Source organism: Schlesneria sp. (assembly GCF_036405755.1).
GTDB lineage: Bacteria > Planctomycetota > Planctomycetia > Planctomycetales > Planctomycetaceae > Schlesneria > Schlesneria sphaerica.
This window is the reverse complement of record NZ_DASWWZ010000688.1, coordinates 1-14,601: the sequence shown is the minus strand read 5'-3', so window position 1 is coordinate 14,601 and position 14,601 is coordinate 1. Positions and strand designations below refer to the sequence as shown.

Here is a 14,601-nt window from a genome sequence, read left to right as displayed (position 1 = left end):
ATTGAGTTCTATGAGAAATCGCTGAAGACCTGGCCGAACAGCGAACAGCTGAAGCAAGGTCTGCGTCAGTCGAAGGTCCATTTCTCGGTCGAACGACGCTACGCCGACAAATCCTTCCTCAATAACATGCTTCCCATGTCCCGGGTCGAAGCCCTGGTCTATCTGGATGACGTTCTCGATAAAGTCAGACAGTATTATGTCGACTCCATCAGTGCGACAGACTTCATCGCACACGGAACCGAAAGTCTCTACTTCGCGCTGAATAACGAGAAATTCCTCCAGAAAAACATTCCGTACGGCGAACAGGAAAGTATTTCCCAGTTCCGCCGCATGCTGCGGGATCAGTACTGGAACAAGAAGGTCAACGGTGCGGAAGGAGCACGACGGACGGTCATTGAACTGTCGGACTATGCACAGCGTGACCTCAAACTGTCTGCCAGCGCGATCGTCATGGAGTTCGTCTTCGGCGGATGCAATTCGCTGGACGATTACAGCAGCTACCTGACGCCCGGTAAGCTCGACGACCTCTACAACAATATCGATGGACAGTTCGTCGGAATCGGCATCGAGATGAAAGCAGAGAGCGGCAAAGGACTGTTGCTCGTCAATGTGCTGGCGGAAAGCCCCGCTGCGGAAGGAGGAGCGCAGATCGGTGATTACATCGTCGAGATCGATGGACGTGACTGCCGCAAGTTAAGCACCGAAGAAGCCGCGACAATGCTCCAGGGCCAGCCCAATAGTCGAGTCCGCTTGACGCTGGCGGATAGTACCACTCAGGAAGAACGAGTCGCGACCCTGACTCGCCGCTCTGTGAAAGTGCGAAGTATTCCTGTCGTTAAGATCATCGATAGTGCCAATCGAATCGGCTACATCCGGATGACGGGATTCCAGAAGAACACGGCTGAAGAACTCGACGCCGCACTGACCAAACTGCGACGTGAAGGGATGGAAGCACTGATCTGGGATGTCCGTGGAAATCCTGGGGGACTTCTGACTGCCGCCGTCGAAGTTCTCGACCGATTCATGGGGAATGGCGTGATTGTCTCAACGCGTGGACGAGTCCAGGATCAGAACACGACCTACTCGGCCCATTCAGATGCGACTGACTGGACGGGCCCTCTGGTCCTGCTGGTCGATGGCGATAGTGCCAGTGCCAGTGAAATCGTCGCAGGAGCCGTGAACGACCATCGTCGTGGCACCATCGTCGGACGGAAAACCTATGGGAAATGGTCGGTTCAAAGCATTCTTCCCGGTCACGCTGATACCGGTTTTCGTCTGACAACGGCCAAGTTCTATTCGCCCAACGGCAGCACCTACGGTAAGATCGGAATTCAACCACACGTTCAAGTGACTGACGACTCTGATCGTCTTGCTCAACGCAGTCGAACCCGTGGTCAAATCGAAGATGATCGAGACGTCGAAGCAGGGCTGGAAACACTGCGTAAACAACTGGCGAAACGATGAACGATGGAGTGGCGGACTGGCTGATTACCACGGGGCGCGGGAACCGACCGACGCTCCGTTGGTCGTTTTCTGTCGATGCCCCCCTGACAGACATCCGTTTCTCACGAGAATCGGGCGAAGTCCTCGCCGCCGATGTCTCTGGCGGAATTTATCTTCTGGATCGCCGAGGTCAGGTCCGGGCCCTGACTCGCACTCGCCACTCCGTACAGCGACTTGCCTGGGCTGATACCGGGGTCGCCGGGGCAGCCGTTCTCGATGATCATCTGGTCGGCTGGTTCAATCGAAATCTGCAGTTTCAGTGGACACGAGATCTCTCGGATCAAATTCTGGCCATTTCCGTCGATCCGTATGGTTCCCACGTCGCTCTGGGTCAGGCCGACGGCGTCAACCTGATCTATTCTCAGGAAAATAAGAAGTTCAGCCGGTTCGAAACCGTACGGCCACTGCGCCACATGCAGTTTCTTTCCGGCACGACCGATCTTCTGGTCGCCTCGGAGTATGGACTGACCGGCCGCTATAAGATGAACGGGACACCCGTCTGGACCAGCAAGTTGTGGTCAACGGTGGGGGATGTGGCGGCGACCGGTGACGGACGGTCCTTTTTCCTCGCCAGCTACGCACAAGGGATCCAGGCCTTCGACGGGCAGAACGGCAACACCCGCGGGACCTTTATCTGCGACGGGACCGTGGGACTCGTCACCTGCGGTTTCGCCAAGCGGAAGATCGTCGCCTACACGATGGAACGAACCCTGTTCAGCGTGGACGATGCCGGCAATCCCGAATGGAATGTCACTGTCCCTGACGACATCCAGAAAATCATCCTCTCACCGCTGTGCGACTTCATCATCTGCGGCTTCGCCTCTGGCCGGATCATGCGGTTCGACATGTCGAACTGATATCGAGACATGCGAGCGTAAGACCGTCGGTTGTTTAATCGCATTCGATCGGCTCAACAGCGAACAGGCCGGCTTGAACTCTGTTCCGCTCGCACGGGAGCACGATGCAGAAACGGACAAGACTTCTTACCCCAGCCGCTCCCGCTGACGACTCCATTCTGACGGAATGGCATTCTTTCCATTCGCCAGCGCAACAATTCCTCCAATAATCGCGCAGTTGGTATCGATATCACCGTGGACTCGAATGGCGGTCCAAAGTGCCTCGGAATAACTATCCAGGTGCGCAGCCGCGACCCACAGGCAAAAGGGAACCGTATCTGCCGAAGAGACTTCGGAGCCATTGCCAAGTCGATTTGCCACATCAAATTCCCACTCAGTCAGCGGAATTGTCAGAGCTTGTTCAATCCCGGTCCGAGTGGGACCTGAAGGGGTCAACTCGTGAGCAAGCTTCAGCAAGTCGCTGGCAGGTAAGTTCTGTTGAGACTGGCTCCAGTTCCAGGCCCAGGCGGCAGCCACCGCCACGGCAATTGCCCCCGCCATTCCGTCTGGATGAGCATGCGTCACCTCCGCCGAAAGTGCGGCCTGCTCGACAACGCACGAGAGATCATCCGCGAAATAGGCGCCGACGGGTGCCGCGCGCATCGCCGCTCCGTTCCCAAATGAACCGGTTCCCCCAAATAACTCCCGCGACTCGACTTCCCAGTCCGCGCCGCGGTGAATGTTCCGCAGCAAGTCGTGCTGGGCGGGACCGTATCCTCGATCAGGATCCAGGGTGTAACGACGACCGAACACGCTGGCTAACTCGTGCTGATCAATCCGCCCATGTCGATCCAAGACTTCGATGATTCCCAAAGCCATCGCGGTGTCATCGGTCCAGCGCCACGGCCCCTCGGGCACAATCCGGTCACGCAGACACATGTCCCGAACCCACGGCGACAAGAAACGCTCTCCCAGCGCATCTCCGACCGACAACCCCTCCAGCGCCAATCGGGCCCGCATCAATCGCAATTCAATCGAATCCATTCCCATCACGTCGTACCCCGCTGATTCAGACACAACTATGCTAAGCATGGAACATCGATAAGCAATCGATCGTCAAAGCCAACCGTCGATCAGCAACGGTACCGTCCGAAAATTTTGCCAGAATCGGACAATCCCCGTTATCGTGACGCACACCTTGGCGGGAATGACGTTCGACGAATAAGTATGGATTTCAGGTACCGTCAGAAAGAGAGACTGCCATAAGCTTGGCGATGTCGCGGGAGTCGTCGCGTGGCTGCGATTCCAAAGCTCGAATCACCCGACGGCGACGCTCTTCAGGATGGTTCTGATTGAGTTTTGCTTTGCCCTCTAAGCGGCTCAAGTTGATTTGAAAGCCTACGATTGACTTCAGCATCTTCTCCATTTCTGGGTCATTGATATCGTAGGACCACGGTTTCGGCATTCGTTCCTCATAGACCGTAACGGTCCGAGTGAGAATGTCATGGAGACGATCGCGGTCCTCTATCAGCTGCAACGAACCGTATGCGTGCACTGTCACATAGTTCCAAGTCGGGACAGTTCTTGGAGTCTCGTACCAGGTCGGTGAGATGTAGGCATGGGGACCTGGAAAGATCACCAGAACCTCACCCTCCGTTTCCCGCCACTGCGGATTCGCCCTTGCCATGTGACCGAGTAAGACACCGTGGGAATTTTCCCCTGCGTCAAAAAGCAGTGGAAGATGTGTTGCAGTCATTCCACTTTTGCCATGCGTGACCAGCATGGCGAAGCTGTGTTTCCGTATGATGGCGTGAAGCTCCGAAGTATCGGAGATTCTGAACGAGTTAGGGGTATACATATCGAAGCTCCTCAGTGGTATGCCGCAGACTGGCTGAAGTGGTGACGGCGATCGGCCCCATGGCCGTGATTGCTCAGAGGGAGTCGTCGTTCATGGCGCCTCCTGGAAAGGTCTTCTTCCGACAACTCCCTGGTCGCAGACGCCGTTTTGCCTCTGCGCTTCAGTCTGCTTTTCACTGCGCATTACGCAGCCGAAACTGAGTCATATCATTTTTTGCGCTTCGAACAAGAACGATCACGGGTTTTGATGATCACTGCCGACAGAACCGCTGACGGTAGTCGCTGGGAGCGACTTTCATCACCCGCTGGAACGATCGTCTCATCGAATCTGCGCTGCCAAATCCGCACTGCTTTGCGATGACCTCTAACGGCTGATCTGTCTCTTCTAATCGCCGGCGTGCCGCTTCCACTCGTAGTTTCTCGACAAACGCTGCAGGCGTTTGTCCGACCTCGCTACGGAACACGCGAGAAAAGTTGCGGAGGCTCATGTGAGCCCGTACCGACATCCCCTCAACCGAGAGATCACCTGCCGGATTATCGGTCGCCCAGGCGATGAGTTCATTGATCACGTTTCGTTCCGTCTGCTGCGATTCCAACGTGGCGCTGAACTGAGACTGCCCGCCCGGGCGGCGAATGAACATGACGAGATGTTTTGCACACTTGAGCGCGATCGCGCGCCCCAGATCTTCCTCAACGAGAGCCAACGCCAGGTCGATCCCGGCCGTCACTCCAGCGGATGTATAGACATTTCCATCCTTGACGTAGATCGAATCCGGCTCGACCACCACCTCAGGAAACCGGGCAGCGAGTTCACCCGCGACGAGCCAATGCGTGGTTGCGCGCTTGCCATTCAGCAGCCCAGCCGACGCTAAGAGCATCGCACCGCCACAGATCGAAACGACGCGTCGAGAGCGCTCCGCCAAGCCTTGCACGATCTTCAACGAGCGAGCCGATGGTTGCGTTTCCCCACTCATGCCGTTGGCAGGAACGATCAATGTGTCGATCGCCCCGCGACAATTCCTGGCCATGCGGTGGCTTCCCACAGAAATTCCTCCGCAGGACAGAATCTCCATCGAATTATCACCACTTACTAACTCCAGTTCGTAAGGAGGTGTCTTTCCTCCGGTCAGCACATTGGCCAAATATAAAACCTCCCAGGGTCCGATGAGATCAAGCAGAACAACATCGCGAAACGCCAGAAACACGATGCGGCGAGTTCTCAGGGCCGTTCGATTGTTACCGCGTGGTTTCATCTGTCTCTGCTGTTCCCTGATCCGATAAGAATGGCCGATTCTGTCGGACGATTGTCATTTGTGCCATCTGCCGCGTCAAGTAGAGTTGCAGGACGTCAACCGTACATGCCTTTGACGTCGTCATGTGTGCGTTCCTTGAGAGGGGCACACATCGGCAACCGTGCCCTTCGTGAGATAAATGTTAAGCGGAAATATCAGGATCCAAGATGACCCCTATTCAAATGCATGATATCTGGAGTCCGATCCTGGTCGGCCTGGTGGCCATCACCATGGGATCGCTTGTCACAGAGCCGACACGCCAGAAATCGATGGCGATTATCCTTGCCGGCGCAAGCGGTACCTACTTCAACGACGGGCTCGGTGTTTACGAGATCCCATTGTCCGCCGCGATTCTCCTGTGTGCAGGGATCGGACTTCGCTTCTATCCGGCGATTGGCGTCGGTTGGCTTCTGCACACCACGTCAGACGTACTGCATCACTCCATCGGACAACCGATCATTTCCTTTCTGCCGACATCCTCAATCGGATGCGCCGTGTGTGATGTGGTACTCGCTGTCTGGTTCTTCATGAAGGCCCCCAGCGTATTCAACCTTTGGCGGCGAACTGACATTCAAGAACCGTCGTCAGTCCGAGAAACCACGTCTGGCAAAAACACATGACGCTGGCAGTCGTCATGCAGCCGCGCACCCGCGCGGTTTTCATCACTGCACGTATTTCAGGGTTCTTCCAAGGGAGATTACGATGAATCGGAGAGAGTTTGGTGGCACAGTCATGGCGGCAGCGGCACTCGGTTCGGCAAGCCATTTGTCGGCCGCGGAGCAACCCCGCATTCAAGGGAGTGGCAGTGGGTTCCCGATGATGCACCAGGGGCGGCTCCCCGAGGTCGGGATGTTGTTGTACCCCGGCATGACGCTGCTGGATTTGCTCGGCCCTCAGACCGTGCTGTCAACGTCGTGCAACCTGCATCTCGTGTGGAAGAACACTGACCTGCTCGAAACCGACACGGGAATTGTGCTTAAGCCGACCAAAACTCTCGCCGATTGCCCCAGCAACTTAGACGTGTTATTCGTCGGCGGCGGACCGGGGCAGATTCCCGTGATGACCGACCCGGAAGTGCTGACCTTCATGGCGGATCGGGGATCCCGAGCAAAATACGTGACAAGCGTCTGCTCAGGTTCATTAATCCTCGGTGCCGCTGGTCTACTGCAAGGTTACAAAGCGTCCTGTCACTGGGCTCTGCATCCCGCGATTGCGTTCTTCGGTGCGATCCCTGAGCAAGGGAGAATCGTCGCTGATCGCAACCGATTGACGGGCGGAGGAGTGACTGCCGGTATTGACTTCGGACTGGCGCTATTGGCCAAACTCCTCGGTGAGGACATCGCCAAGATGATGCAACTGGCACTGGAGTACGACCCCGCCCCTCCATTCGACGCCGGCTCGCCTCAGAAGGCTGGCGAAAAGATTACCAGAATGGTCCAGGACTGGCTCGGACCGCTGAGCGACAACTTCGCAACGACGTGCCGGACTGCGTCACGCGAGATGAGCAAGTACACTCCCGTAAAGTAATGCACTTCACGACAAACCGCTCAGGTCGCTCCTCTTGAACGATGGGGAGCGACCCCGAGTTGGCAAATGGCAAGCGCCTCAAGATAACCACCGCTCTCTAGAACCTCGCTCGATGATTCCATCTTGGGGCGACGTTTTAAGTGGCGCGGAGATGAGGAGGGATGACGTCCCCAAACGGGTCTTCCCCCCCGTCGGAATCGGAATCGCCGCAGTATCGCCCGAGTGAGAGCGTGGCCTCCACGAGCAAGATTCACTGCGCGGTGCGACCTCGACGAGGCCCTCAGCTCTGGAATTCTTGCCGACGTGATCGGCGAGCCGTCATGGATGCACTGACGGAAAACTTCTCGTCATGGCCTCTTCGGCGGGGCAGAATGAAAGGAAATGGACGACAAAGGCTGGCGGACAGTCTGCTCGAAGGGACCGTGAACCGACGCTCGCTACCGGGAGTGCCCAAGGGCTTTAACGGTTCCGCTGGTGACGGCGGCTTTGATGAATCCCCCCAGGGCCGCGAGGAATTCGGGAACGCTGACCGTGACATTGACCGAATCGTCGAGGATTTGGAATTCGGCCGAGAACTTCTGGCCCAGTCCAGTCGCTTGCAGATGAAATTGGTCCCCCTCCCATCGCTTCTCAAGGGACATCATCCCCAGCACACCGCCACCGTCGAGGTGCTGCATCGCCCCGAATCCCTCCTGAATCCGGCGCCTGGCTTCCGCCTTGCCCAATTTGTGCGGCACGTTCACGACAATTGGCTGGCTCATGAATTGGCACCTGATGAAATCGAGTGAGTGGACGTCGTTGTGCTGTGCGCACGGCAGCGGGATTATTCGGGTATGTCACACGGAAGGCCAGACTCGCTCGTCAATTTGCACAGCCTTTGACGCAGAAAAAATTAAACTACGCGTTGGGTTTGCAGAGGGAAGTCTTTCGGTAGCTGCAGTCAGCTACTTGCGAACAATCCAAACCTACAACATTCGCTCGGAATCCTGATACTTCATCAAAACCATCGCCGTACGATTTTAGACAATCACCGTTGTGAGTCTCGCGACGATCTTGGGGGCGGGCTTCAGCCCGATTGATCCCCCGTGCGAGCGGCCTCTGGTCTGCTTGTTCGCGTCGACCGGAAATTCCGTCTGGCGATGCGGGTATTCTCACGAACGGACCCAACTCAGTTATTCGGAACTTGTCGGCTCTGGATTTGATGCTCCTCGATCAGTTTCCGTTGAGAGGAGCGCATCCAGCTTGTCCCAATCCACGACTTCGGACATGGTTGGCCAGACTCGGATGAATTGACGAATCATTTGGAATTCTCGAAACAAGACACCCAGTGTGAACGCGCCAATAGACCACCCCAGGAAGCCTTGCCCGCGTGCGTGCCAGAAGTACCACACCATGGCGCTGAAGAAGATGAGGAAGAATGCAAAGGGAGATGAAAGCGCCGCCACGCGCCAGAATGTTGGCGGTTGAGTTCGGAATCTTTTGCATCGTTCCAGAAAAGGCAACGCGACTGCACTACGTCCCATTCTTCCAGCCCTTCATAAAACGGTGAGCGGACAGCCGACAAGGGTATCTCGCGAGTTGCTCCGTTGGAACTTACAGTGTATCCGGGCAACTTGATCAGTGCTCGCGTTGTTGCCCGCTCAGGCATGGAGTCAGCTTTCCTGGGCGGGACGATTTCGATCCAGCCGATGGCATGGGACCAAGAGGCATTGTCGTCGAGCGATTGATGCGGGTCACAGCAGCCGACGATTTTGTCAGCGGTCCCCGTCACGAAGACGATGTGTACCGCGATCCTCCTTGCGATCTTGCTGGACTTTTGGACAAGTACAGGCGTTACGGGGTCTCGCCCATCGAGCGTCGGTCCACTCTTCCTCGACCGTTCTGCACTCCCCGCCTCTCAGACACTGCGACGGTGGCGAAGCCGCAGGCAGTTCCACTGAACTTGGGCGTCCTGGTGAATCCCGATCTCACGGGAGCCTCGACCAGTTTGCCTGTCGCAAACATCCAATCGACCATCATTGATTCTGGACGGCTTGAGGCCTCTTGTTGCTCGGCAACCCAGACGTCCAAAGCGACGTCTGGGCCACCCTCCAGAGCTCGAACTGACCGACGACGATCATTGCGATCGTCATCGAATCACTCGGCATGAAATCGATGAGCACACCGCTTTCCGCAACCTCATCCGTAAATGATCCCCCCTCGCATGCGAGACCGACGTCAGTTCGAACTGCAGGCGTGATTTCTTGTAAGTTGATCCGACCCAAAAATCGACAGCCCCTCAGTCTCAACAAGAAACGGTCTGTCGATCATGTCCCCAGGACTCTCCCCGGCAGGCAACCGCACGAAGACATCTAACGACAAGAACTCTTGACGCAATAAACACCACGCACTAGGATGAGAGGGCTTAAGTTTCAAACCTGATTTCGTTGCTGTCAGAGGTTCAGACCTGTCGCTTGGTTTGGTTTGCAGGGGGCGGCCGGGGATTCGATCCCGCTTCTAAGCGGGTCAGTCCTGAATTTCCTGACCTGTTACGAATTCGATGCCGAGTGAGCGGTTGGCCTGCCAACGTGTTTCGGTGAGCTTCGGGTGATCTGTTGGAGCGCGTTCGCGGAGCCTTCCGCGGTTCGATTATTGTTCTTTCATACTGTGGCGGGTTTGCCTGGCGGGGCCTTCGTGTAGAGTAAGTCGGAGCGGTGGCCTGATTCCTGGAACTGATTCTGGAGACGACTTCGAAGTTGCTCAACTTGCTCAAAATGAGCGACTTTGATTATCGGTTTGGCCCCTGAAAACAGGGAAGTTGCTCAACTTGTTCAACTTGCTCATCTCTGTATTTTTGCCGAGTCTTTGAATTAAGGCGGGGGGGGCCAATTTCAGAATCGGCGCTGCGCCCCGGACGTCGCTTCGCTGCCTGATGAAATCGGGGTGCAGGCGCCGGGAACGGTGCAAGTTCCTCGTTGATTTCGGGACACCTTCGGAGTCGATCCCCGTTCTTGAACAGACTGTGAAAGCACGCTTAACGCACGCCGCCACAGGCTTTCCTGCAAAAGAGTCGCTGCCCGAGGAGGGCGAAAAACCTTATCATGGCCCCCTGCATCCATTGGTTTCCATGAACCACCCCGATGCTTGCCCGTGCCCGTATTCCAAGGGAAATTGCACCATCAAACACGGAATCCTTTTATTCCCATTGGCACACGTAATGCTGTTTGAGATCAGGAGCGAGATGACGATTTTGTAATGATTGCTTCGGATTGGCATCGGGGACCTGCGCCTCTAATTCTTTGTGAGGAATCGACGTGCAAAAGCACACGGACACAGCTTCGGGTTCGACGGAATCAGAAAACGGGGCTTCGCCTGACGCTGCGACGAAGTTCGATGCCTGGCATACGCTCTCTGTCGATGACATTTCTGGCCGGTTAAACACAGATCAAGAAGCAGGTCTCACTTCCGCGGAAGCCGCAGAACGACTCAAACGGGTTGGTCCCAATTCGATTGCTCAGGCCGCGGAACGCTCAGCGTTTTCCATTCTCATCTCACAATTCAAAAGCCTGATTGTCGGCTTACTGCTCGTCGCCACGGTCATTGCGTTTGCGATGAACGAACAGATCGAGGGAGCGGCGATTCTCGTTGTGATCTTCATTAACGCCATGATCGGATTTTTCACCGAATGGCGGGCCGAACAGGCATTAACCGCGCTGCAACGGCAAACCGTTCCTGTCGCTCATGTCGTCCGCGATGGTCATGAACACGAGATTCCCGCCCAAGATCTCGTCCCCGGTGATCTGGTCGTGCTGTCTGCCGGGACCCGTGTTCCCGCCGATGGGCGCATTCTGGAAGCCGTCCGGCTGCAGATCGAAGAAGCCGTCCTCACGGGTGAATCCGTCCCGGTTACGAAAACATCCGAACCGATCGCCGAAGACGATGCCGCACTCGGCGATCGCTTGAACATGGCGTTTCTGGGGACCACGATCACCAACGGACGGGGTCGCATGCTCGTCACTTCGACGGGGTCCCAGACCGAAGTCGGCAAGATTGGAACGTTGATCAATGAAGTGGTCGCACGGACGTCCCCACTCGAACAGCAGCTTGCCCAACTGGGTCGACTGATCATTGGTGTCGTCCTGATCTTATGCGCCGTCATCGTGCTGGCTGGCTGGATCAGAGGAACCACGGATTTCTGGCATATGATGGAGATCGGTATCTCGCTCGCCATCGCTGCCGTTCCGGAAGGATTGCCCGCTGCGACGACCATGACGCTGGCGCTCGGAATGCAGCGAATGGCCAGAACTCGGGCGCTGATCCGCCGACTCCCGGCCGTCGAAACATTGGGTTCGGTCACCGTCATCTGCACAGACAAAACGGGAACGCTCACCAGGAACGAGATGACCGTGCGCACGATCGTTGTAGACCAGCGGCATTTTCAGGTGACTGGCACAGGCTATGAAGTCGAGGGGACGTTCCAGGAAGGTAATCAGACCGTCGAAGCGTCAGCCAATGAATCGCTCGTCCAGGCGCTGCAAATCGGGATGCTCTGTAACGATGCCGCGATTGAACGTGAGGGGGACGAGACGACCGTTCTGGGGGACCCGACGGAAGCCGCGCTGGTGGTCGTCGGCGAAAAGGGGGGGCTCGATCGCGACGCACTGGCCGACCAGTTTCCCCGGATCGGAGAAATCCCTTTCAACAGCGATAACAAACGCATGGTGACAGTACACCAGACTTCCGACGGTCAACATATCGAATTCATTAAGGGGTCGCCCGGCAGCCTTCTCGCCGACAGTCAGCATCATCTGAGAGATGGCCAGGTCGTTCCGATCACCCCCGAAGATCGTAAACACTGGGAGGAACAGAACGAGATCCTTGCCAGTGCGGCTCTCCGGGTCCTCGCGCTCGGCCGACGGGAACGGGCCGAAGGTGACGAAGAGGGCGAGTCAGCGAATCTGGTCTTCATCGGGCTCGTAGGCATGAGTGACCCACTGCGCGAAGAGGCCAAATCGGCGATTGAAGTCTGTCGCACGGCGGGAATCAGGACCGTCATGATGACGGGAGACCAGCAGGCAACCGCCGGCGAAATTGCACGGCAACTGGGAATCGATCACGACCACGATGGCCGCCCGTTACGACTGGTGCATGGGAAAGAACTGGTCGATCTGGACGACCAGCGCTGGGAACAGGCGGTCGCCGATGCCGGGGTTTTTGCCCGTGTTTCGCCAGAACACAAACTGCGAATCGTGGCGGCTCTGCAGCGACAGGGGCACGTCGTCGCGATGACGGGTGATGGAGTCAACGATGCTCCGGCGCTGAAAGAAGCGGACATCGGAATCGCCATGGGGATCAAGGGGACTGAAGTCGCCAAAGAAAATTCCGACATGGTGATCACCGACGACAATTTCGCCAGTATCGTCGGTGCGATCGAACAGGGTCGAATTATCTACGGCAACATCATCCGGTTCATCCATTATCTTTTCTCGTGCAACCTGTCGGAAGTCATCACCGTCTTTGCGGCCCTCATGATCGGCTGGCCCCTGCCACTGGCGGCACTGCAGATCCTGTGGCTGAATCTGATCACCGACATCTTCCCGGCGTTTGCATTGGCACTTGAGCCTTCGACGCCCAACATCATGAAGCGGCGACCCCGTGACCCGGATACTCCCATCCTGCCACCTCGTCTTATCTTCCTGATTACCTGGGAAGGGTTGTTGCTCGCCGCAGTGACGCTGCTGGCCTTCGCCGTTGGTTTAAACTGGCACGGCAGCGAAGGGGACGGCTTGAAACGCGCCACGACGATTGCCTTTATGACGCTGGCACTGTCTCAGGTCTTTCATGCGTTTAACGCGAGGTCCCGCAACGGGTCCGCCTTCACGCGACATCTCTTCGCGAATGCGTGGTTGTGGGGGGCGGTGATCATCTGCGTGCTTCTCCAACTGGCGGCTGTCAATATTCCACTTCTGCAACGAGTGTTGAATACGGTTCCACCCACGTCTTCCGAATGGGCACTGATCGTCACTTGCTCCCTGATCCCGGTGGCCGTTGTGGAGATTGTCAAACATGTGCAGCGAATGGCAGGCAAGGGGAGTGATCAGGACTGAGCCGGGTTGAGGGGAGTCTCTTCGGGCAAAAACGGGGTCGGGTATTCAAGTTTCCGAACTGGTTCTGGCACGACTTTGACATCATGACTGCCGTCGCCCGTCTGGAAATCTGAACGCCCGACCCCGGTTTGTTTGCAACCGCAGGAACAGTCGTTGAGGCTATGCGTCGGTCTTCGTTTCGCTGGCCCCTGACTTAAATGGAGGGATGATCGGTGAAACGAAGTCGGCCGGTTTGACGGTCAGGATGCTGCAATCGCAGGTATCGAGGACTTTCTCGGCGGTGTTACCCAGCAACAGTTCCCGGATGCCACTGCGGCCAATGGTGCCCAGCACCACCAGATCTGCATTGATGTGCTTTGTCAGCCTGCCGATTTCCTGCCAGGGTGTTCCGTAGCTGAGATGTTGCTGGACGGTCCGGGTTCCGAGATTCAATGAAGAGACAAACTCGTCGAATCGCTTTTTCGCCTCGACGTTGACTTCGCTTCTCAGCGAGCTTCCGTTCGGAATTTTACTCAAGACCTCTTCCGTGGCGTCAAGTGAGTCAATGACATGCACCAGATGCAGTTCGGCATTCGCCTGATTCGCAATCGAGATCGACTCTTGCACCGCCTTGCGGCTGACATCCGAAAAATCTGTCGCTGCGAGGATCCGTTGAGGCTGACTTTGAGTTTCCCCCTTAACAATCCAGACCGAGGCAGGGCAGTTACGAACCAACCGCTTCGCGGTACTGCCAATGAGAAAGTGCTGCCAGGTCGACATCCCGCGTGTCCCCGCCAGTACCAGATCGCAGCCTTCGCTCTGAACGGCTGTCGCAATCTGCAGGTGAGGGGCTCCGAGCAGCGTGATGGGACGGATCTGATCGCTGCCAATATTCGTCTGAGCGATCAGCTTCTGCATTTTGGCAAGCGAGTCACGCTCGACCTCATGATGGAACGTACTTCCTTCGCCATAGAGGAAGTCTTTCTTCCCCTCGTAGGAAGCCGACTCCAGCAGCTTGCGAATATTGGGAAGGCAATGAGCCAACGTGATCTTCGCACCTGTTTTCTGTGACAGCCAGACAGCCTGCTTCAACGCGGCTTCCGCAGGGGGAGAAAAATCGGTTGCGACGAGGATATGACGGTACGCAACATGAGCACTGACATCGCTATTCATCTGGAAATCCTTTTACTGAAATTGAACGTGGCCCGGGTGCATCTTCAAAGTTGCAGTGCGTTCGCTTGAAGACTCGACGAAGAGAATGCATGTACTCCGCGACTCGTTGTCGCCCGCGAGGATGGATACGGTAGCAGGAAATCACCGACATCAGAGCCCGAAATTGAAGTGCCCACAGGGAAATTGTCTCGGTTCGAGTCATAAAAATCGCAAAACCACGACTCCAGTGCGCCTGGAGTCGCGTTCGAGACTGAATTTCCCACTACGGGACTACTGGATTAAATTATTTGAAACCCAGGACACGATGACAAGCAGCAGGCTCGTAAAAAGAAAGAACCGTCCGCGACC

The 14,601-nt window shown here is 56.4% G+C and carries 11 protein-coding genes; 5 read left to right on the top strand and 6 right to left on the bottom strand.

Annotation, left to right across the window (positions count from 1 at the left end; genetic code table 11):
- A partial coding sequence (locus VGE80_RS22820) for a S41 family peptidase (RefSeq protein ID WP_440594246.1) occupies positions 1-1,464 on the top strand: 1,464 nt, incomplete at its 5' end.
- The gene (locus tag VGE80_RS22815) at positions 1,461-2,360 is read left to right on the top strand and encodes a hypothetical protein (RefSeq protein WP_373652680.1); all 900 of its coding nucleotides are present in this window, start codon (positions 1,461-1,463) and stop codon (positions 2,358-2,360) included. The genes VGE80_RS22820 and VGE80_RS22815, both read left to right, overlap by 4 nt.
- A 126-nt stretch (positions 2,361-2,486) precedes the next feature.
- On the opposite strand, the gene VGE80_RS22810 is transcribed toward VGE80_RS22815, so the two are convergent.
- The 4 genes from VGE80_RS22810 to VGE80_RS22795 form a co-directional block, all read right to left on the bottom strand.
- Positions 2,487-3,431 carry an ADP-ribosylglycohydrolase family protein gene (locus tag VGE80_RS22810; protein ID WP_440594245.1) on the bottom strand — a complete coding sequence of 315 codons (945 nt, stop codon included), beginning with the start codon at positions 3,429-3,431 and terminating at the stop codon, positions 2,487-2,489.
- Positions 3,432-3,573: 142 nt separating this feature from the next.
- Positions 3,574-4,197 (bottom strand): FMN-binding negative transcriptional regulator, encoded by a 624-nt coding sequence (locus tag VGE80_RS22805; RefSeq protein WP_440594244.1) that lies wholly within the window; start codon positions 4,195-4,197, stop codon positions 3,574-3,576.
- A gap of 250 nt (positions 4,198-4,447) precedes the next feature.
- Positions 4,448-5,449, bottom strand: coding sequence for a GlxA family transcriptional regulator (locus tag VGE80_RS22800; protein ID WP_397569556.1), 1,002 nt, complete (start codon positions 5,447-5,449; stop codon positions 4,448-4,450).
- Positions 5,433-5,573 (bottom strand): hypothetical protein, encoded by a 141-nt coding sequence (locus tag VGE80_RS22795; protein ID WP_440594243.1) that lies wholly within the window; start codon positions 5,571-5,573, stop codon positions 5,433-5,435. The genes VGE80_RS22800 and VGE80_RS22795 overlap by 17 nt, the downstream gene beginning before the upstream one ends.
- An 82-nt stretch (positions 5,574-5,655) precedes the next feature.
- Between VGE80_RS22795 and VGE80_RS22790 the strand changes: the two genes are divergently transcribed.
- Both VGE80_RS22790 and VGE80_RS22785 read left to right on the top strand, forming a co-directional pair.
- Positions 5,656-6,108, top strand: a complete 453-nt coding sequence (locus tag VGE80_RS22790) for a DUF6010 family protein (RefSeq protein WP_440594242.1) — start codon at positions 5,656-5,658, stop codon at positions 6,106-6,108.
- An 82-nt stretch (positions 6,109-6,190) separates the two neighbouring features.
- Entirely contained in the window at positions 6,191-7,015 is an 825-nt protein-coding gene (locus tag VGE80_RS22785; protein WP_440594241.1) for a DJ-1/PfpI family protein, read from the top strand.
- Positions 7,016-7,452: 437 nt separating this feature from the next.
- On the opposite strand, the gene VGE80_RS22780 is transcribed toward VGE80_RS22785, so the two are convergent.
- Entirely contained in the window at positions 7,453-7,776 is a 324-nt protein-coding gene (locus VGE80_RS22780; protein WP_373652685.1) for a polyhydroxyalkanoic acid system family protein, read from the bottom strand.
- A gap of 2,532 nt (positions 7,777-10,308) precedes the next feature.
- On the opposite strand from VGE80_RS22780, the gene VGE80_RS22775 reads away from it, so the two are divergent.
- Entirely contained in the window at positions 10,309-13,101 is a 2,793-nt protein-coding gene (locus tag VGE80_RS22775; protein WP_440594240.1) for a cation-translocating P-type ATPase, read from the top strand.
- 159 nt (positions 13,102-13,260) lie between these two features.
- Here the strand turns inward: VGE80_RS22775 and VGE80_RS22770 are convergent, their stop codons facing one another.
- Positions 13,261-14,253, bottom strand: a complete 993-nt coding sequence (locus tag VGE80_RS22770) for a universal stress protein (RefSeq protein ID WP_440594239.1) — start codon at positions 14,251-14,253, stop codon at positions 13,261-13,263.
- Between the last annotated feature and the right edge of the window lie 348 nt (positions 14,254-14,601).

Bases quoted from the DNA above. Each gene is read 5' to 3' on its own strand.
- VGE80_RS22815 (WP_373652680.1), top strand. From the start codon at position 1,461: ATGAACGATGGAGTGGCGGACTGGCTGATTACCACGGGGCGCGGGAAC.
- VGE80_RS22810 (WP_440594245.1), bottom strand. From the start codon at position 3,431: ATGCTTAGCATAGTTGTGTCTGAATCAGCGGGGTACGACGTGATGGGA.
- VGE80_RS22805 (WP_440594244.1), bottom strand. From the start codon at position 4,197: ATGTATACCCCTAACTCGTTCAGAATCTCCGATACTTCGGAGCTTCAC.
- VGE80_RS22800 (WP_397569556.1), bottom strand. From the start codon at position 5,449: ATGAAACCACGCGGTAACAATCGAACGGCCCTGAGAACTCGCCGCATC.
- VGE80_RS22795 (WP_440594243.1), bottom strand. From the start codon at position 5,573: ATGACGACGTCAAAGGCATGTACGGTTGACGTCCTGCAACTCTACTTG.
- VGE80_RS22790 (WP_440594242.1), top strand. From the start codon at position 5,656: ATGACCCCTATTCAAATGCATGATATCTGGAGTCCGATCCTGGTCGGC.
- VGE80_RS22785 (WP_440594241.1), top strand. From the start codon at position 6,191: ATGAATCGGAGAGAGTTTGGTGGCACAGTCATGGCGGCAGCGGCACTC.
- VGE80_RS22780 (WP_373652685.1), bottom strand. From the start codon at position 7,776: ATGAGCCAGCCAATTGTCGTGAACGTGCCGCACAAATTGGGCAAGGCG.
- VGE80_RS22770 (WP_440594239.1), bottom strand. From the start codon at position 14,253: ATGAATAGCGATGTCAGTGCTCATGTTGCGTACCGTCATATCCTCGTC.